Source organism: Streptomyces sp. NPDC091387, assembly GCF_044756945.1.
GTDB lineage: Bacteria > Actinomycetota > Actinomycetes > Streptomycetales > Streptomycetaceae > Streptomyces.
This window is the reverse complement of sequence record NZ_JBIVTZ010000002.1, coordinates 39,396-57,963: the sequence shown is the minus strand read 5'-3', so window position 1 is coordinate 57,963 and position 18,568 is coordinate 39,396. Positions and strand designations below refer to the sequence as shown.

The 18,568-nt window shown below is 70.3% G+C and carries 15 protein-coding genes; 11 read left to right on the top strand and 4 right to left on the bottom strand.

Features of this window, described 5'->3' with window-relative positions:
* The first annotated feature begins 57 nt into the window (after nt 1–57).
* The 4 genes from ACIQM0_RS04525 (at nt 58) to ACIQM0_RS04510 (ending at nt 6,193) form a co-directional block, all read left to right on the top strand.
* On the top strand, nt 58–1,482 hold the full coding sequence (locus ACIQM0_RS04525; RefSeq protein WP_401283515.1) for a class II fumarate hydratase: 1,425 nt from the start codon (nt 58–60) through the stop codon (nt 1,480–1,482).
* A gap of 95 nt (nt 1,483–1,577) precedes the next feature.
* Nucleotides 1,578–2,297 carry a DUF402 domain-containing protein gene (locus ACIQM0_RS04520; RefSeq protein ID WP_401283513.1) on the top strand — a complete coding sequence of 240 codons (720 nt, stop codon included), beginning with the start codon at nt 1,578–1,580 and terminating at the stop codon, nt 2,295–2,297.
* Between the two features lie 386 nt (nt 2,298–2,683).
* Entirely contained in the window at nt 2,684–4,600 is a 1,917-nt protein-coding gene (locus ACIQM0_RS04515) for a SpoIIE family protein phosphatase (protein ID WP_401283511.1), read from the top strand.
* Between the two features lie 123 nt (nt 4,601–4,723).
* A complete protein-coding gene (locus tag ACIQM0_RS04510; protein WP_401283510.1) occupies nt 4,724–6,193 on the top strand; it encodes a catalase in 1,470 nt (489 codons plus the stop codon).
* A gap of 78 nt (nt 6,194–6,271) precedes the next feature.
* Here the strand turns inward: ACIQM0_RS04510 and ACIQM0_RS04505 are convergent, their stop codons facing one another.
* Nucleotides 6,272–8,569, bottom strand: coding sequence for a transglycosylase domain-containing protein (locus tag ACIQM0_RS04505; RefSeq protein ID WP_401283508.1), 2,298 nt, complete (start codon nt 8,567–8,569; stop codon nt 6,272–6,274).
* A 222-nt stretch (nt 8,570–8,791) separates the two neighbouring features.
* Here ACIQM0_RS04505 and ACIQM0_RS04500 point away from each other — a divergent pair, with 222 nt between their 5' ends.
* The 5 genes from ACIQM0_RS04500 to ACIQM0_RS04480 all read left to right on the top strand — a co-directional run bounded on the left by ACIQM0_RS04500 (nt 8,792) and on the right by ACIQM0_RS04480 (nt 13,682).
* Nucleotides 8,792–9,763, top strand: a complete 972-nt coding sequence (locus ACIQM0_RS04500; protein ID WP_401283506.1) for an SPFH domain-containing protein — start codon at nt 8,792–8,794, stop codon at nt 9,761–9,763.
* 41 nt (nt 9,764–9,804) lie between these two features.
* Nucleotides 9,805–9,993, top strand: coding sequence for a hypothetical protein (locus ACIQM0_RS04495; protein WP_363030742.1), 189 nt, complete (start codon nt 9,805–9,807; stop codon nt 9,991–9,993).
* An 88-nt stretch (nt 9,994–10,081) separates the two neighbouring features.
* The gene (locus ACIQM0_RS04490) at nt 10,082–10,606 is read left to right on the top strand and encodes a PadR family transcriptional regulator (RefSeq protein ID WP_401283504.1); all 525 of its coding nucleotides are present in this window, start codon (nt 10,082–10,084) and stop codon (nt 10,604–10,606) included.
* Entirely contained in the window at nt 10,603–11,289 is a 687-nt protein-coding gene (locus tag ACIQM0_RS04485) for an ABC transporter ATP-binding protein (protein WP_401283502.1), read from the top strand. Before ACIQM0_RS04490 ends, ACIQM0_RS04485 begins: the two co-directional genes overlap by 4 nt.
* Nucleotides 11,286–13,682, top strand: coding sequence for an FtsX-like permease family protein (locus ACIQM0_RS04480; protein ID WP_401283500.1), 2,397 nt, complete (start codon nt 11,286–11,288; stop codon nt 13,680–13,682). Before ACIQM0_RS04485 ends, ACIQM0_RS04480 begins: the two co-directional genes overlap by 4 nt.
* A 22-nt stretch (nt 13,683–13,704) precedes the next feature.
* Here the strand turns inward: ACIQM0_RS04480 and ACIQM0_RS04475 are convergent, their stop codons facing one another.
* Entirely contained in the window at nt 13,705–14,670 is a 966-nt protein-coding gene (locus ACIQM0_RS04475) for a hydrogen peroxide-inducible genes activator (RefSeq protein ID WP_385353792.1), read from the bottom strand.
* A gap of 132 nt (nt 14,671–14,802) precedes the next feature.
* Here ACIQM0_RS04475 and ACIQM0_RS04470 point away from each other — a divergent pair, with 132 nt between their 5' ends.
* Nucleotides 14,803–15,357 carry a peroxiredoxin gene (locus tag ACIQM0_RS04470; protein WP_356535201.1) on the top strand — a complete coding sequence of 185 codons (555 nt, stop codon included), beginning with the start codon at nt 14,803–14,805 and terminating at the stop codon, nt 15,355–15,357.
* 12 nt (nt 15,358–15,369) lie between these two features.
* Nucleotides 15,370–15,903: an alkyl hydroperoxide reductase gene (locus ACIQM0_RS04465; RefSeq protein WP_401283498.1), complete on the top strand. Its 534-nt coding sequence runs from the start codon at nt 15,370–15,372 to the stop codon at nt 15,901–15,903.
* A gap of 90 nt (nt 15,904–15,993) precedes the next feature.
* Here the strand turns inward: ACIQM0_RS04465 and ACIQM0_RS04460 are convergent, their stop codons facing one another.
* Both ACIQM0_RS04460 and ACIQM0_RS04455 read right to left on the bottom strand, forming a co-directional pair.
* A complete protein-coding gene (locus ACIQM0_RS04460; RefSeq protein WP_401283496.1) occupies nt 15,994–17,406 on the bottom strand; it encodes an AI-2E family transporter in 1,413 nt (470 codons plus the stop codon).
* A gap of 136 nt (nt 17,407–17,542) precedes the next feature.
* Nucleotides 17,543–18,247 carry a transglycosylase SLT domain-containing protein gene (locus ACIQM0_RS04455; RefSeq protein WP_401283495.1) on the bottom strand — a complete coding sequence of 235 codons (705 nt, stop codon included), beginning with the start codon at nt 18,245–18,247 and terminating at the stop codon, nt 17,543–17,545.
* Nucleotides 18,248–18,568: the final 321 nt, after the last annotated feature.

Here is an 18,568-nt window from a genome sequence, read left to right as displayed (position 1 = left end):
ACATAGAACAAGACAAGTGCTCATCTTTTTTTCAGGTCCAGCGGAGGTTGAACGCGCATGAACGACGTACAGGGCCGGGACGACGGCACAGCGACCGACGGGAAGTACCGCGTCGAGCACGACTCGATGGGCGAGGTGCGGGTCCCCGCGGACGCCAGGTGGCGGGCCCAGACCCAGCGGGCCGTGGAGAACTTCCCGATCTCCGGACAGCGCCTGGAGCGGGCCCACATCGAGGCCCTGGCCCGCATCAAGGCCGCCGCCGCCAAGGTGAACGCCGAGCTGGAGGTGATCGACCCGGAGATCGCGCAGGCCATCCAGGACGCCGCGGCCGAGGTCGCGGAGGGGCGCTGGGACGCGCACTTCCCGATCGACGTCTTCCAGACCGGCTCCGGGACCTCGTCGAACATGAACACCAACGAGGTGGTGGCCACCCTCGCCACCGAACGCCTCGGCCGCGAGGTCCACCCCAACGACCACGTCAACGCCTCGCAGTCCTCCAACGACGTCTTCCCGTCCTCCATCCACATCGCCGCGACGGGCGCGGTGACCGGCGAGCTGATCCCCGCCCTGGACCACCTCGCGGCCGCCCTGGAGCGCAAGTCCGTCGAGTTCGCGGCGGTCGTGAAGTCGGGGCGCACCCACCTGATGGACGCCACCCCGGTGACCCTGGGCCAAGAGTTCGGCGGGTACGCCGCGCAGATCCGCTACGGCGTCGAGCGGCTGCACGCCTCGCTCCCCCGGCTCGCCGAGCTGCCGCTGGGCGGCACGGCCGTCGGCACCGGCATCAACACCCCGCCCGGCTTCTCGGCCGCCGTGATCGCCGAGGTCGCCCGCGTCACCGGGCTGCCGCTCACCGAGGCCCGGGACCACTTCGAGGCACAGGGCGCGCGGGACGGTCTCGTGGAGACCTCCGGCCAGCTCCGTACCGTCGCGGTCTCGCTCACCAAGATCTCCAACGACCTGCGCTGGATGGCCTCGGGGCCGCGCACCGGACTGGCCGAGATCAGCCTCCCCGACCTCCAGCCGGGCTCGTCGATCATGCCGGGGAAGGTGAATCCGGTCATTCCAGAGGCCGTGCTGATGGTCGCCGCCCAGGTGATGGGGAACGACGCGACGGTCGCCGTGGCGGGGGCCGCCGGCAACTTCGAGCTGAACGTGATGCTCCCGGTCATCGCGAAGAACCTGCTGGAGTCGGTGCGGCTGCTCGCCAACGCCTCCCGGCTGCTCGCGGACCGCACGGTCGACGGGATCACCGCGAACGTGGAGCGGGCCAGGGAGTACGCGGAGTCCTCCCCGTCCGTCGTCACCCCGCTGAACAAGTACATCGGGTACGAGGAGGCGGCGAAGGTCGTCAAGAAGTCCCTCGCGGAGCGCCTGACGATCCGCGAGGTGGTGCTGGCCTCCGGCTACGTCGAGCGCGGGGACCTCACCGTGGAGCAGCTCGACGAGGCACTGGACGTGCTGCGGATGACCCGTCCGTGACGCGGGGCGTCGTTGACCGACGACAGGGCCGGAGGCCGGGTCCCGGGGCGTCGGGAACCCGCTGGTCGCCGTGGACCAGGTCGTAAGATCCCTCCATGACAGGTACCGGAGAGACCGAGCGCTGGGCGCCGGGTGATCAGATCCTGTGGCGCTACCGCGGCAACGGACCGCTGCGGCACGGTCCCGCGCCCGGCCGGACGCCGAACCCGGTGCACATCTGCCGCCCCGTGACCGTCGCCCAGGACACCGAGGACCTGCTCGCCGTCTGGGTGGCGCCCGGCACCGAGTGCGTGAAGCCGGTGCTGGCGGACGGCACCGAGGTGCACGCGGAGCCGCTCGCCACCCGGTACACCTCGCCGCGCACCACCGCCCGCTCGCCCTGGCTGGGCAACGGGGTGCTGAAGCTGGCCCGGCCGGGCGAGCCGTGGTCGGTCTGGCTGTTCTGGGAGAGCGGCTGGCAGTTCCGCAGCTGGTACGTGAACCTGGAGGAGCCGCGTACCCGTTGGGCCGGCGGCATCGACTCAGAGGACCACTTCCTCGACATCTCCGTCTACCCGGACCGCAGCTGGCTCTGGCGCGACGAGGACGAGTTCGCCCAGGCCCAGCGGGTCGGCCTGATGACCCCCGAGACCGCGCGCCGGGTGCGGGAGGCGGGCCGCGCCGCGGTCGGGGTGATCCGCGACTGGGGGGCGCCGTTCCGGGACGGCTGGGAGAACTGGCGGCCCGATCCGCACTGGCGGGTACCGGCACTTCCGGACGACTGGGACCGGCTTCCGGATGACTGGGACCGCACCCCCTCCGCCATGCCGTCGTGAGACCCTTGATGCACCCCGTGGGGACAAACGTAGGATCGTCCCGAGGACGGCCGATCCGCCCCAACCGGCGGGCGCCGCACACGAGCTGACCGTAAATCATCAAGTCATCGCACTGGTCGCACGCTTCATGACCCGCATCAGTCGTATGAGTCGCACGAGTTGCCCGAATCGCATGAGCCACTACGAGGGGGTGGAGACGTGCTCACCGCTCGACGCCCCGACGTAGAAAACGTTGTCACCGCTCCCGTTCACGGACGTCCGGTTTCGGCCCGCTGTTCCGGGGCATGCGATGTCAGCCGTTGTTATTGCCGCTCATGCCGGGGCACAGTAGCGCCCCACAAGGTGATTGCCTCATACAACCGGCCCGGACGGACGGAACCCCAAGCGTGACGGAGCACCCCACCTCCCACGAAGGCCGGCAGCCTCTCGCCGCCCGCTCGCAGGAACGCACCCGGCCGCGGCAGCGGGACGCCGCGTCGGCGCCCGCCGCTGCCGCCAAAGCGATCCCGACCCCGGCCAAGGGCCCCGGTCCGGCCGCTGCCGGGCCCGGCCCCGCGGCAGGCCCCGACCCACAGGCGGCGGCCCGCCGCGAGGGCGACCGGCTCCGCTTCGTGGGTGCCGCGACCCGCCGGATCGCCCGCGGCATAGATCTCGACGAGATCGTCCTGGGCCTGTGCCGGGCCAGCGTGCCGACGTTCTCCGACGCCATACTGGTCTACCTCCGCGACCCGCTGCCGGTCGGCGACGAGCGTCCCGTCAGCCCGTTCGTGCTGCGGCTGCGCCGCTCCGACCGGCTGCGGCTGAGCGACGAGATCACCGAGGGCATGTCGGAGAGCGAGCGGCTCAGGCCGGCCGCCATCGACCCGCAGACCGATCTGACGCCCGCCGCCGAACTGTGCGAGGTCAGCCCCGGCGGTGCGCTGGCCGAGGTGCTGCGCGGGGTGCGGCCCGTCTTCGGTGACTCCGCCGCGGCCCGTGCCGCCCTGCCCGAGCTGCTCGGCGCCGGCCGTACGGTGCCGTCCGGGCACCGGGCGATCCTGGCCCCGCTGCGCGGCCGGCGCCGGGTGATCGGCGCGGCCGTCTTCCTGCGCGGGACCGAGCGCCCGCCGTTCGAGGCCAACGACCTGCTGGTCGCGGCCCAGCTGGCGACGCACACCGCGCTCGGCATCGACAAGGCGGTGCTCTACGGGCGCGAGGCCTACATCGCCGACGAGCTCCAGCGCACCATGCTGCCCGACTCGCTGCCCCAGCCCACCGGGGTCCGGCTCGCCTCCCGCTACCTCCCCGCCGCGGAGACGGCCCGGGTCGGCGGCGACTGGTACGACGCGATCCCGCTGCCCGGCAGCCGGGTCGCCCTGGTCGTGGGCGACGTCATGGGCCACTCCATGACCTCCGCCGCGATCATGGGCCAGCTCCGCACCACCGCCCAGACCCTGGCCGGGCTCGACCTGCCGCCGCAGGAGGTGCTGCACCACCTGGACGAGCAGGCGCAGCGGCTCGGCAGCGACCGCATGGCGACCTGCCTGTACGCGGTGTACGACCCCGTCGCGCACCGCATCACCATCGCCAACGCGGGCCACCCGCCGCCCGTGCTGCTCCACCTCGGCGGCCGCGCCGAGGTGCTGCGGGTACCGCCCGGCGCCCCGATCGGCGTCGGCGGAGTGGACTTCGAGGCCGTCGAGCTGGACGCGCCCGCGGGCGCCACCCTGCTCCTGTACACCGACGGCCTGGTGGAGTCGCGGCTGCGGGACGTCTGGACCGGCATCGAGCAGTTGCGCGAGCGGCTCGCCACCACCGCCCGGCTGACCGGCCCCGACCACTCGCCGCCGCTGGAGGCCCTCTGCGACGACGTGCTGGACATGCTGGGCCCCGGCGACCGGGACGACGACATCGCGCTCCTCGCCGCCCGCTTCGACGGGATCGCGCCGAGCGACGTCGCGTACTGGTTCCTGGAACCGGAGGACTCCGCCCCGGGCCGGGCCCGCAGGCTGGCCCGCCGCGCCCTCAGCCGATGGGGGCTGGACGACATGTCGGACTCGGTGGAGCTGCTGGTCAGCGAGGTGGTGACCAACGCCGTGCGGTACGCGGAGCGGCCGGTGACGCTGCGGCTGCTGCGGACCGACATCCTGCGCTGCGAGGTCGGCGACGACTCCCCGCAGCTGCCCCGCCAGCGCCGCGCCCGGGACATGGACGAGGGCGGCCGCGGGCTGTTCCTGGTGAACCGGCTGGCCCGGCGGTGGGGTGCGACGCGCCTGTCGACGGGCAAGGTCGTCTGGTTCGAGATGCCGACCCGGGGGCAGTAGCCGGGCCCCACAGGGGGACCGTCACGGACGGTATCCAAATGTTGCCGACCTCCTGTCGGCGGGATTGACTTCAGTCGTGTACGACGCGACCTGACCGATACCCTCACCGACGGGAGGACGCTCGTGGCCGAGGAACCCAGGACCAAGAACGCCCCTTACACCACGAACAACGCCGGAATCCCGGTGGAGAGCGACGAACACTCGCTCACCGTCGGGACGGACGGCCCGATCCTGCTCCAGGATCACTACCTCATCGAGAAGATGGCCCAGTTCAACCGTGAACGGGTCCCCGAGCGCGTGGTCCACGCCAAGGGGTCCGGCGCGTACGGCGTCTTCCAGGTGACCAACGACGTCAGCCAGTTCACCAAGGCCGACCTCTTCCAGCCGGGCAAGCAGACCGCCATGCTCGCCCGCTTCTCCACGGTCGCCGGCGAACAGGGCTCCCCCGACACCTGGCGCGACCCCCGCGGTTTCGCGCTGAAGTTCTACACCGAGCACGGCAACTACGACATGGTCGGCAACAACACGCCGGTCTTCTTCGTACGGGACCCGATGAAGTTCCAGGACTTCATCCGCTCGCAGAAGCGCCGCCCCGACAGCGCGGTGCGCGACCACGACATGCAGTGGGACTTCTGGACCCTCTCCCCCGAGACCGCGCACCAGGTGACGTGGCTGATGGGCGACCGGGGCATCCCGAAGACGTACCGCAACATGGACGGCTTCAGCTCGCACACCTACATGTGGGTGAACGCGGGCGGCGAGCGGTTCTGGGTCAAGTACCACTTCAAGACCGACCAGGGCATCGAGTTCTACACCCAGGACGACGCCGACGCGATGGCCGGAACCGACGGTGACGTGCACCGCAGGGACCTGTTCGACTCGATCAAGCGCGGCGACCACCCGAGCTGGACGCTCTCGGTCCAGATCATGCCGTTCGACGACGCCCCGGACTACCGGTTCAACCCGTTCGACCTGACCAAGGTGTGGCCGCACGGCGACTACCCGCTGACCGAGGTCGGCCGGATGACGCTGAACGAGAACCCCGAGGACTTCTTCGTCCACATCGAGCAGGCGTCCTTCGAGCCGTCGAACCTGGTGCCCGGCATCGGTCCGTCGCCCGACAAGATGCTGCTGGGCCGGCTCTTCTCGTACCCGGACACCCACCGGTACCGGATCGGCGCGAACTACGCGCAGCTCCCGCCGAACCGGCCGCGCTTCTCGCGCAACTCGTACGCGAAGGACGGCGCGATGCGGTACGAGCCGTCGCGCACGGGCGCGGTCTACGCCCCGAACTCGTACGGCGGTCCGGCGGCGGACACCGACCGCTTCGGCGAGCCGGCCGGCTGGGCGACGGCGGGCGAGATGGTGCACGAGGCGTACACGCTGCGCCGGGACGACGACGACTGGGGCCAGGCGGGCACCATGGTGCGCACCGTCCTCGACGACGCGGCGCGCGAGCGGCTGGTGTCGAACATTTCCGGCCATCTCCTGGACGGTGTGAGCCGCCCGGTCCTGGACCGGGCGCTGCAGTACTGGCGCAACGTGGACAAGGCCCTCGGCGACCGGGTCGCGAAGAAGGTCAACGGCGGCTGATCCCGGCCGCCGGAACGCCGGAACGGGCGGTGTACGAGGAGTTCTCCCCGTACACCGCCCGTTCCGGCGTTCCGCTGGTCAGCGCGGCACGCTGTTCTCACTGTTCGGCCGGTTGTCCCCCGGGGTCAGCGGGGGTTCGGCCGTGTCGGTGGGACCCGGATCGGTCGACGGATCCGGGGGCGGGTCGCTCGACGGGTCACCCGACGGGGTGGCCGGCGGCGGAGTCGACGGGGGATCGGACTCCTTCGGCGGATCGGACGACGCGGACGGGCTGGGCGGCTTGTCCGAGGGCGAGGCCTCGTCGGTGGGCGAGGTCGACGGGCTCGGCGGGTTGGTGTCCGGTGGCGGGGTGACCGCCGCGCCCATGTCGGTGTCGAGGTGGAACTTGCCCGGATTGCCCATCGCCTGAGCGGTGAAGTCCGCCCAGACCTCGGCCGGGAAGCCACCGCCGTTGACCCTGCCCCCGCCTCCGGCGCCCTTCAGGGGCACCTGGTCGGACTTGTGCACCTTCTTGCCGTCGTCATTGGTGCGATCGAAGGCGGCCTCACCGAAGAGGCCCACCGAGGTGACGAGGTTCGGGGTGTAGCCGGTGAACCAGGCCGACTTGTTGTCGTCCGAGGTGCCGGTCTTGCCCGCGATCTGCTGGTCGGCCAGTCCCTCGGCGCTGCGCACCGCCTGGTGGGCCGTCCCGTCGTCGACCACACCGGTCAGCACGGAGGTCACGGAGTCCGCGGCCTGGCGCGTGATCACCTGGTCGCCGATCGCGTCGGGCACCTCGATCGGCGAGGATCCCTGCTTCTGGGCGGACTTCAGGATCTGCGGGGTGACCTTCTTGCCGTGGTTGTCGAGGGTCGCGTAGATCCCGGCCATCTCCATCGGGCTCGCGCCCATGGAGCCGAGTGTCTGCGCCGGCACCGCCTCGAGCCCCTTCACGTCCATGCCCAGCTTGCCCGCGGTCTGCATCACGCGGTCCATGCCGACGTCCACGCCCATCTGCGCGAAGACGGAGTTGATGGACTTGTTCATCGCGGTCTGGACGGTGACCTGGCCGTAGTCGCGGTCGTCCTCGTTCTCCGGCGCGAAGGCGGTTTCGCTGCCCTTGACCGGGCGCTTGCTGGTGCCGTCGTAGCGGGTGTTGGCGGTGATCCGCTGGTCGTCCTGGGTCTGCGACTCCTGGTCGAGCGCGGCCGCGAGGATGATCGGCTTGAAGGTGGAGGCGGGCTGGTAGTCGCGCCGGGTGGCGTTCGACGTCCAGTGCTCGGTCAGGCCGCGTCCGCCGTACAGGGCGACGACGGCGCCGGTCTTCGGGTTGACCGAGGCCGCACCGGCCTGGACGTCCTGGTCGAGCTTGCGCCCCTTGGTGTCCAGCTTGTCGGTCAGCTTGGTCTTGACCGACTTCTCCAGCTCCTGCTGCTTCTTCCGGTCGATGTTGACGGTGATCGTCCAGCCGCCGGCGTCGAACTGCGCGTCGGTGATGTTCTCCTGCTTCTGCACCGCCGCGCGGGCCGCGTTGACGATGTAGCCCTTCTGGCCGGAGAGCCCCTCCGCCGGCTTCGGGGTCTTCGGGATCTCGAACTTCATCTCCTGGCGCGCCCCGGCGTCCAGCCAGTGCTCGTCGACCATGTTGTTCAGTACGTAGTTCCAGCGCTCCTTGACGAGCGTCTTGCCCGTCGGGGTGGCGACGGCCCAGTCGTACTGGCTCGGGGCCTGGAGCAGGGCTGCGAGGTAAGCGCCCTCGGGGACGTTCAGCTGCTTGGCGTCCTTGCCGTAGTACGCCTGTGCCGCGGCCTGGATCCCGTAGGCGCCGCGGCCGTAGTAGCTGGTGTTGATGTACCCGGCGAGGATCTCGGACTTGCTCCTGTTGCGGTCGACCTTCAGCGAGATGACCAGCTCTTTGAGCTTGCGGGTGACCGTCTGGTCCGCGTCGAGGTAGTAGTTCTTGACGTACTGCTGGGTGATGGTCGAGCCACCCTGCTTGCCCTTGCCGGAAACGGTGTTGATCAGGCCGCGGGCGGTGCCCTTGAAGTCGACGCCGTGGTCGTCGTAGAAGGACTTGTTCTCGGCGGCGACAAAGGTCCGCTGAACGTCCTTGGGGACCTCGGCGAGGCTCACGATCTCGCGGTTGACCTCGCCGGTCCGGGCCAGCAGCGTGCCGTCGGAGTACTTGTAGACGTTGGCCTGGAGCTTGGCCTGTGCGTTGCCCGCCGGCACCTGCACGACCATGTAGAGCACGGCGAACGCGCCCATGCCCAGCAGGCAGATCCCGAGGGCCGTGCCCAGTAGTTTTCGCCAGGTGAAGAGTCTGCGTATGCCGCCGCTCTTCACGGCCCGCCGCGACCCGTGCCGCTGGGCTCGTCGCGCATCCGCTCGACCCATTGCTGTGTTGCTCCCGTTTCTCTGCTCGACCGGATCAGCTCGGACCTGCCAGCTAACACCGTTGGCAAGGACAGAAAGCCAACGATCCACCCTTTTCCGGACGTGACAATCAGCACCCGCCTTCAAGGGAACCGACTCACGAGGGGTGCGCAAGGTTGCCGCATCAGTTAATGTGTAATCACATTGCTAGCGCTGAGCTAGCCCGCGCAAACGGGGGATTCCATGACTGATCCACAGGTTCCGGCCACGCCCACCGCACCGTCGCCCGACCTCACGCCGGACGCGCCGCAGATGCCGGAACCGCAGGTCCGCGAGACGACGGCGCACAGCATCGCGGGTGGCCTCGGGCTGCTGCTGACGGTGATCGGGATGATCGCCGGCGTCGGTCTCGCCATCGTCGGCGGCGTCGTCGGGTCGAACGGGAACAACGGCGTCGGCATCCCGGTCTGCATCCTCGGGGTGCTGCTCGCCATCGCCTCGTTCTTCTGCATGGGCGGTGTGAAGATGGTCGCACCGGGTGAGGCCCGGGTCATCCAGCTCTTCGGCCGCTACGTGGGCACGATCCGCTCCGACGGTCTGCGCTGGATCAACCCACTGACCTCCAGCCGCAAGATCTCCACCCGGGTCCGCAACCACGAGACCGCGGTCCTCAAGGTCAACGACGCCTACGGCAACCCGATCGAGCTGGCCGCGATCGTCGTCTGGAAGGTCGAGGACACCGCACAGGCCCTGTTCGAGGTCGACGACTTCCTGGAGTTCGTCGCCACCCAGACCGAGGCGGCCGTCCGGCACATCGCGATCGAGTACCCGTACGACGCCCACGACGAGGGCGGCCTCTCGCTGCGGGGCAACGCGGAGGAGATCACCGAGAAGCTGGCCGTGGAACTGACGGCACGGGTGCAGGCCGCGGGCGTGCGGATCATCGAGTCGCGCTTCAGCCATCTCGCGTACGCCCCCGAGATCGCCTCCGCGATGCTCCAGCGCCAGCAGGCCGGCGCCGTGGTCGCGGCGCGGCAGCAGATCGTGGAAGGTGCCGTCGGCATGGTCGAGATGGCGCTCACCCGGATCGCCGAGCAGGACATCGTCGAGCTCGACGCGGAACGGAAGGCGACCATGGTGAGCAACCTGATGGTGGTCCTGTGCGGTGACCGCGCGGTGCAGCCGGTCCTCAACACGGGCACGCTCTACCAGTGACCGAGGAATCACCGCGGCGCCGGCCGCAGCAGCGCAAGCAGATGCTGCTGCGGCTGGACCCCGCGGTACACGATGCGCTGGCGCGCTGGGCGTCGGACGAGCTGCGCAGCGCGAACGCGCAGATCGAGTTCCTGCTGCGGCGGGCGCTCGCGGAGGCGGGCCGGCTGCCGGGCGGGGCGGCGCCGATCCCGCGCCGGGGAAGGCCGCCGAAGGCTCCCGGGCCGGAATGACTCCGGCCCCCGGTCGCGGGGCCGGGCCCGCCGATCACGGCACAGCCGGTATACACACCAGGTATACACGCCGTGTACAGTGCTCCGCATGTCTATCGGCCACACCCTGCTCGGACTCCTTGAGTCCGGTCCCTGCCACGGTTACGACCTGAAGCGGACCTTCGACGAGAAGTTCGGTCACGACCGCCCGCTGCACTACGGACAGGTCTACTCGACCATGTCCCGGCTCCTCAAGAACGGCCTCGTCGAGGTCGACGGTGTGGAGACCGGCGGCGGTCCCGAGCGCAAGCGCTACGCCATCACCGACGCCGGCATCACCGATGTCACCGCCTGGCTGGCGCAGCCCGAGAAGCCGGAGCCGTACCTCCAGTCGACCCTGTACACCAAGGTCGTCCTGGCCATGCTCACCGGCCGCAGCGCCTCCGCCGTGCTGGACGCCCAGCGCTCCGAGCACCTGCGCCTGATGCGTATCCTGACCGACCGCAAGCGCCGGGGCGACCTCGCCGACCAGCTGATCTGCGACCACGCGCTGTTCCACCTCGAAGCGGATCTGCGCTGGCTGGAACTGACCGCCGCACGGCTCGACAAGCTCGCCGAGGTGGTGACCCCGTGACCCCCGCCGGCTCCCTGCTCACCGCCCACGACCTGTACAAGACCTACGGGTCGACCACCGCGCTCGACGGCGCCTCGTTCTCCGTCCACCCCGGCGAGGTCGTCGCCGTGATGGGCCCCTCCGGCTCCGGCAAGTCCACCCTGCTGCACTGCCTCGCCGGGATCATCACCCCCGACTCAGGCACCATCACCTACGCCGGCCGCGAGCTGTCCGCGATGTCCGACGCCGAGCGCAGCGCCCTGCGCCGCAGCGAGTTCGGCTTCGTCTTCCAGTTCGGCCAGCTCGTCCCCGAGCTGACCTGCGTGGAGAACGTGGCCCTGCCGCTCCGGCTGAACGGCACCCGGCGCAAGGCCGCCGAGCGCACCGCCCTGGAGTGGATGGAGCGCCTGGAGGTCGAGGACCTCGGTGCCAAGCGCCCCGGCGAGGTGTCCGGCGGCCAGGGCCAGCGCGTCGCCGTGGCCCGCGCACTGGCCGCCTCCCCGAAGGTGATCTTCGCGGACGAGCCGACCGGCGCCCTGGACTCCCTCAACGGCGAGCGCGTCATGCAGCTGCTCACCGAGACGGCCAGGTCCGCCAACGTCGCCGTGGTCCTGGTGACCCACGAGGCCCGGGTCGCCGCCTACTCCGACCGCGATGTCACCGTCCGCGACGGCCGGGCCCGCGACCTGGAGCACGCCGCATGACACTGCTCGACGAGAGGAGGCCCCCGGCCGCGCCGGCGCCTCCTCCGGGACCCCCCTCCCGCACCGTTCCGTGGCTGCGCGATCTCGCGCTCGGCATCCGGTTCGCCGCCGGCGGCGGCCGCGAGGGCTGGACCCGCACGCTGCTCACCGCCGTCGGCGTGGGACTCGGCGTGGCGCTGCTGCTCACCGCGGCTTCCGTGCCGCACATGCTCGACGAACGGTCCGCCCGGGACCAGGCCCGCTCCGTGACCAAGGTCTCCGGCTCCCCCGACGCCTCGGCGAAGAAGTCGGACAGCACGGTCCTGCGGATACAAGCGAGCACCGAGTTCCGCGACCGCTCCATCATGGGTTTCCTCATGCGCGCGGACGGCGGCCATCCGGTCGTCCCCCCGGGCATCTCCGACTTCCCCGCCCCCGGCGAGATGGCGGTCTCCCCCGCGCTCGGGAAACTCCTCGACGCCCCGGAGAACGCGCTGCTCAAGGAGCGGCTGCCGTACAAGGTGACCGCCACGATCACGGAGGCGGGGCTGCGCTCGCCCGGCGAGCTCTGGTTCTACGCCGGCAGCGACACCCTGACCAGCGCGTCGGGCGGCCGCCGGATCGCCGGATACGGCGCCCCCGGACCGTCCGATCCGCTGCCGCCGATGCTCATCGTGCTGGTCATCATGATCTGTGTGGTGCTGCTGGCCCCCGTGGCCATCTTCATCGCCACCGCAGTGCGCTTCGGAGGCGACCGCCGTGACCGCCGGCTCGCCGCCCTGCGCCTGGTCGGTACGGACATCCGGATGACCCGCAGGATCGCGGCCGGTGAGGCGCTCTTCGGCTCGGTGCTCGGGCTCCTCATCGGAGTGGCCGTGTTCCTGACCGCGCGCCGGTTCGTCGGTCACGTCGAGGTCTGGGACGCCAGCGCCTTCCCGTCCGACCTGGCCCCCGACGCCCGGCTGTGCGTGCTGATCGCCCTCGCCGTTCCGCTCACCGCGGTGCTCGTCACCCTGGCGGCCATGCGGTCCGTCGTGATCGAGCCGCTCGGCGTCGTGCGCAACAGCCGCGGCGGCAGGCGCCGCCTCTGGTGGCGGCTGCTGCTGCCGGTCGCCGGGCTCGCGGTCTTCGGACTCACCGGCAAGGTCGAGGAGTACGGGCCCGTCAACCCGTACCCGGTCGCCGGAGGCGCGGTGCTGGTCCTGGTCGGGCTGGCCCTGCTCCTGCCCTGGCTGGTCGAGGCCTGCGTCAACCGGCTGCGCGGCGGCCCGGTCCCCTGGCAGCTGGCCACCCGCCGGCTCCAGCTGAGCAGCGGGGCGGCCTCCCGCGCGGTCAGCGGCGTCACCGTCGCCGTGGCCGGTGCCGTGGCCCTGCAGATGCTGTTCGCCGCGATGAACGACGACTTCAACAGGATCACCGGACAGGACCCGTCCCGCGCCCAGTTCTACGCCCAGTCCGAGATCGTCAGGGGCGACGCCGCCCTGCACTCGATCAAGGAGTTCCGCGCCACCAAGGGCGTCACCCAGGTGATCGGCACGGTCGAGGCGTACGCGACCAAGCCGGGAGCGTACAAGGAAGACGAGATCCAGCCCACCACCTCGTTCACCATCGGGGACTGCGCGACCCTGCGCGAGCTCGCCCGGATCACGTCCTGCCGGGACGGCGACACCTTCGTCTCCCACCCCGTCGACAAGGGGCAGGCCGGGTGGGTCGACCGGACCGCCCGCAAGGGCAAGGTGATCGAGTTCGACGGCTACGGCCGGGGCAAGTCGCTGCACTGGACGCTGCCTGCCGGCTCCCGGACCGTCAGGGCCCGGACCGACCCGATGGGCGAGGAGCGCTCGGGCATCCTGGTCACTCCGGGGGCGATCGACGCACAGACCCTGCCGGGAGCCTCGACCGTCTCGCAGATCCGCATCGACGAAGACGTCCCGGACGCCGCCGAGTACGTACGCAACACAGCGGCCCGGCTCGACCCCGGCATGCGTCTGGACACCATCAACTCGGTCGAGCGCGACCGGCAGTACGCGAGCATCCAGACCGGTCTGCAGGTAGGCGCGACCGCCACGCTGCTGCTGATCGCCGCGTCCATGCTGGTCTCCCAGCTGGAGCAGTTGCGGGAGCGCAAGCGGCTGTTGTCGGTCCTGGTCGCCTTCGGCACCCGGCGGATCACCCTCGGCTGGTCGGTGCTGTGGCAGACCGCCGTCCCGGTGGTCATCGGGCTCGCGGTGGCCGTGGCGGGCGGCCTCGCCCTCGGTGCCACCCTGTGCTGGATGGTCGGCAAGGAGGTGACCGGCTGGTGGCTGTTCCTGCCGATGGTGGGCGCGGGGGCCGCCCTCATCCTCCTGGTCACCCTGTTCTCCCTGCCACCGCTGTGGCGCCTGATGCGCGCCGACGGGCTGCGCAGCGAGTGAGACCGGCCGGCCGGACCTGTGCTCAGGTCCGGCCGGCCGTCGCCACGCGCACCGGCAGCTTCGCCATCGCCCCGCGCAGCGCCCCCGCGAACTCCTCGAACTCCTCGTGCCGGGCCGCGCCCGTCCGTATCCCCAGCGCCACCCGCCTGGCAGGCGCCGGATCCGCGAAGTACCCGGTGGTCAGCGCCTCGTTGCGGGCGGTCTCGACCGTCACCGCGGTGCGCGGCAACAGCGTCACACCGAGCCCGCCGGCGACGAGCTGGACCAGCGTGGAGAGCCCGGCCGCGGTCGTGGTGACCGGCGCGCCCTCGGTACGGCCCGCCTCCCGGCAGATGTCGAGGGCCTGGTCGCGCAGGCAGTGCCCCTCGTCCAGGAGCAGCAGCGGCAGCTCCCTCAGCGCCTCGCGCGGGATGTCGGCCCGGCCGCCGAGCCAGTGGCTGCGCTCCATCACCAGGACGAAGTCCTCCTCGAAGAGCGGGAGTTCGGTCACCCCGGGCATCCCTAGCGGAACCGCGAGCAGCAGCAGGTCGAGCCGCCCCGCGGCGAGCCCCTCCAGCAGCGACGAGGTCTGTTCCTCGTGGACCTGGAGGTCGAGGTCCGGGTAGCGGTCATGGACGAGCCGCAGCACGGTCGGCAGCAGGTACGGGGCGACGGTCGGGATCACGCCGAGTCTGAGCACTCCGGTGAAGGGCGCCCGCACCGCCTCGGCCTCCTCCATCAGCTCACCGACGGCCTCCAGCACGGCGCGGGCCCGCACGGCGAGCCGCTCACCGGCCGGCGAGAGCAGTACCTTGCGCGTCGTACGCTCGATGAGCTGGACACCGAGTGCCTCCTCCAGGGCCGACACGGCCCCGGAGAGCGCGGGCTGACTCATCCCGATTGCCGCCGCCGCGTCCCGGAAGTGCAGTTGTTCCGCCACCGCCGCGAAGGCGCGCAGCTGCGAGAGGCTGGGCTGTTTGGGCCGGTTGCCCTGGTTCATCTGCGCCACTGATAGGCACCTCCGATCATCACGACCGAGTGTAGCTATTTCCGTGATCAATGCACTCTGTGCCACAGTGGGACTCGTCCAACCCTCAGGAACTCCCCCAAAAAGGGAATTCCTACGCTGCAAGGAGAGCGCGTGCTCACTGTCGGTGACAAGTTCCCCGAGTTCGACCTGACTGCTTGTGTTTCGCTGGAGAGCGGCAAGGAGTTCGAGCAGATCAACCACAAGACCTACGAGGGTCAGTGGAAGATCGTCTTCGCGTGGCCGAAGGACTTCACCTTCGTGTGCCCCACCGAGATCGCCGCGTTCGGGAAGCTGAACGAGGAGTTCGCCGACCGTGACGCCCAGGTTCTCGGCTTCTCCGGTGACTCCGAGTTCGTGCACCACGCCTGGCGCAAGGACCACCCGGACCTGACCGACCTGCCGTTCCCGATGCTGGCCGACTCGAAGCACGAGCTCATGCGGGACCTCGGCATCGAGGGCGAGGACGGCTTCGCGCAGCGCGCCGTCTTCATCGTCGACCAGAACAACGAGATCCAGTTCACGATGGTGACCGCCGGTTCCGTGGGCCGTAACCCCAAGGAGGTCCTGCGGGTCCTCGACGCCCTGCAGACCGACGAGCTGTGCCCCTGCAACTGGACCAAGGGCGAGACCACCCTGGACCCGGTCGCGCTCCTCTCGGGCGAGTGAGCTGACACCGCTATGGCACTCGACGAACTGAAGGCCGCCGTTCCGGACTTCGCCAAGGACCTGAAGCTGAACCTCGGTTCGGTCATCGGGAACAGCGAACTGCCGCAGCAGCAGCTCTGGGGCACCGTCCTCGCCTGCGCGATCGCCTCGCGCTCGCCGAGGGTGCTGCGCGAGCTGGAGCCGGAGGCGAAGGCCAACCTCTCCGCGGAGGCGTACACCGCCGCGAAGTCGGCCGCCGCCATCATGGCGATGAACAACGTCTTCTACCGGACCCGGCACCTGCTGTCGGACCCGGAGTACGGGACGCTCCGTGCGGGCCTGCGGATGAACGTGATCGGCAAGCCGGGCGTGGAGAAGGTCGACTTCGAGCTGTGGTCGCTCGCCGTCTCCGCGATCAACGGCTGCGGCCAGTGCCTGGACTCCCACGAGCAGGTGCTGCGCAAGGCCGGCGTGGACCGTGAGACCATTCAGGAAGCCGTAAAGATCGCCTCGGTGATCCAGGCGGTCGGCGTGACCCTCGAGGCCGAGGCCGTTCTCGCCGAGTAACACCCGCAGTACCCCTGTACGAGAAGGGCCCCGAGGACGACCGACCGTCCACGGGGCCCTTCTTTCTGCGTCTGTTCTCTCCGCGTCCGTTCAGAGTTCCTTCGGCGCGTCCGCCACCGGCTTCCTGTCGCCACCGTCGTCGCTGTCCTCCGGCGGCGAGCCGGGCGCCGTGGTCGGCGCCGCGTCCAGTGCGGTCGAGCCGTGCGGGGGCGGCGAGTGGCGCCGGGACTCCTCCTGCCCGTACGACCGCAGATAGCCGACCACGGTATTGGTGACCGCGACCAGCGGCACCGCGACGACCGCACCCCCGATGCCCGCGATCATGCCGCCCGCGGCGACCGAGAGCACCACGGCCAGCGGGTGCACGCGCACCGCGCGGCCCAGGATGAACGGCTGCAGGATGTGGCCCTCGATCTGCTGCACGGCCAGGACCACCACCAGCACCATCAGCGCGGTGAACACGCCCTCGGTGACCAGCGCGACCACCACGGCCAGCGCTCCGGAGACCACCGCTCCGACGAGCGGGATGAAGGCGAAGAGGAAGATGAAGACGGCCAGCGGTACGGCCATCGGCACATTGAGGAAGTAGATCCCGAGGCCGATGAAGATCGCGTCGATCAGCGCGACTATGACCGTGCCCCGCACGTAGGCGGTCAGTGTCCGCCAGGCGCGCGGACCGGCGCCGGCGACGCCCGGCCGCGCCTGGGCGGGCACGAGCTTCAGCACCCACTGCCAGATGCGCTTGCCGTCGTACAGCAGGAAGAGCGTGGAGAACATCGCCAGCAGCATCCCGGTGAGGAGCTCCACCATCACCGTGACGCCCTGGAGTCCGGCGGAGGTTATGGCCTCGGTGTTGGTGCCGACGGTGTCGCTGAGGTTCTTCGCGATGTCGTTGATCTGCTGGTCGGTGACATGGAACGGGCTGTCCAGCAGCCAGTTCTTCAGGTCCTCGATACCCGTGCGCACCTTGTCGGAGAGGGTGTCGATGTTGTCCATCACCTGCCAGACCACGAACCAGCCGACCAGGCCCATGATCACGAAGCCCAGGACCGCGGTGACCGCGGTGGCCAGTCCGCGCGGGAGTCCGTACCGCCTCAGCCGGGCGACCGTCGGCTGGAGCATCGCGGTGACGAGCAGGGCGGCGACGAAGGCCAGCACCACCAGCTGCACGGCGCTGATGACCCGCATGAGCACCCAGAGGGTGCCCGCGAGCACGAGCAGCCGCCAGCCGGCCTCCGCGGCGACCCGCATCCCCCAGGGGATCGCGGCGACCGGATCGGGGCGAGCGGCGACCGAGGGGGCGTAGTCGGGCGGCGGCGGCACATGGTCGGCGGCGCCCCTCGCGGGCCCGTCCCCCCGCTCCGTGCCGGCCGACGCCGGTGAGACCCGGTGCGCCGCCTCGTCGTCCTCGTCATCGGCCTCGAAGCGGCGTTCCTCCAGGCGCTCACCGATCCTGGTCAGTTCAGCACCCAGTTGTCCGAGCCATCCCGGCAGTTTTGACATAACGGTTCCTCTACCCCCGTCCGCTCTCCCCACCGCTCCCCCCGGGAACGGTCCCGCATGACCGTACACGCGCGAAGCCCCGCACCGTAGGACGGTGCGGGGCTTCGGGAGGTTGAGACGTGAACCGCCCGGGGTTCTAGTACGAGTGGTGCTCCAGCCAGAAGGACCAGGCACCGCACGGGCTGCCGTAGCGGCCGTTCATGTAGCTGAGGCCCCACTTGATCTGCGTGGCCGGGTTGGTCTGCCAGTCGGCACCGGCGGACGCCATCTTCGAGCCGGGCAGCGCCTGGACCAGGCCGTAGGCACCCGAAGACGGGTTGCTCACCTGGTAGTTCCACGTCGACTCGTGGTCCACGATGTTGCTGAAGCACTGGAACTGGTCGGCCGGCACGATCTGACGCGCCATCGCCTGGATCTCGGCCACGGTGTACGAGCTCTTGGCGACGAAGGAGGAGGCACTGCGGACCTCGGAGCGGCTGGCGCGCTCCTCTTTGTCCTTCTTCTCCTGCCGCTCCTTCGCGAGCTGGTCCTCGGCCGCCTGCTTCTTCGTCTTGGCGTCCCTGGCCGCCTGGATACGGGCCGATTCCTCCGCGGACTTCTTCGCCGTCGCGTCGGCCGCGGACGCCTGGGCGTCGGCCTGCTGCGTCAGCGAAGCGGTCTGAACCTGGGCCTGCTGGCCGGCGGGGATGTCGGCGAGCAGCGTGGTGTCGGCTGCGGTGGCCTCGAAGTTGTTGTCGTCGACAGCAGGGGCACTGCCCGCTGCAACTCCTACGACGGCGCCTACGGTGGTTACCGCTGTGGCAGATGCCACGGCGAACCCCCGGACCGAGATCCGGCTCACACGGTGTCCTTCCAGCATCGCCCGCTTAGGTGACCTCGCGGGCGCAATCGTGCCCCTGAACGCTGGCCTCCCTACTGCTTGGGTCACGGGAGGCACGGGCCCGGTGGGCGACTCCCCGGAGGGAGCGCCGCGTGGTGCTCGCGGGCGGCATACGGACGGCGGTTGTTGAGTTGTGAAGTGGGTTGCACCTCTGGAGGTGCGGGTGTGCCGTATGCGGGGCCTGACGGAAGCAAGACTCTGCCGGAACGGGACGCCGTGAAGCAATTCTCTGTTGGGTGTGAAAGCTCACACCCCGTTTGGAGCATGTGAATTGCGGAAATG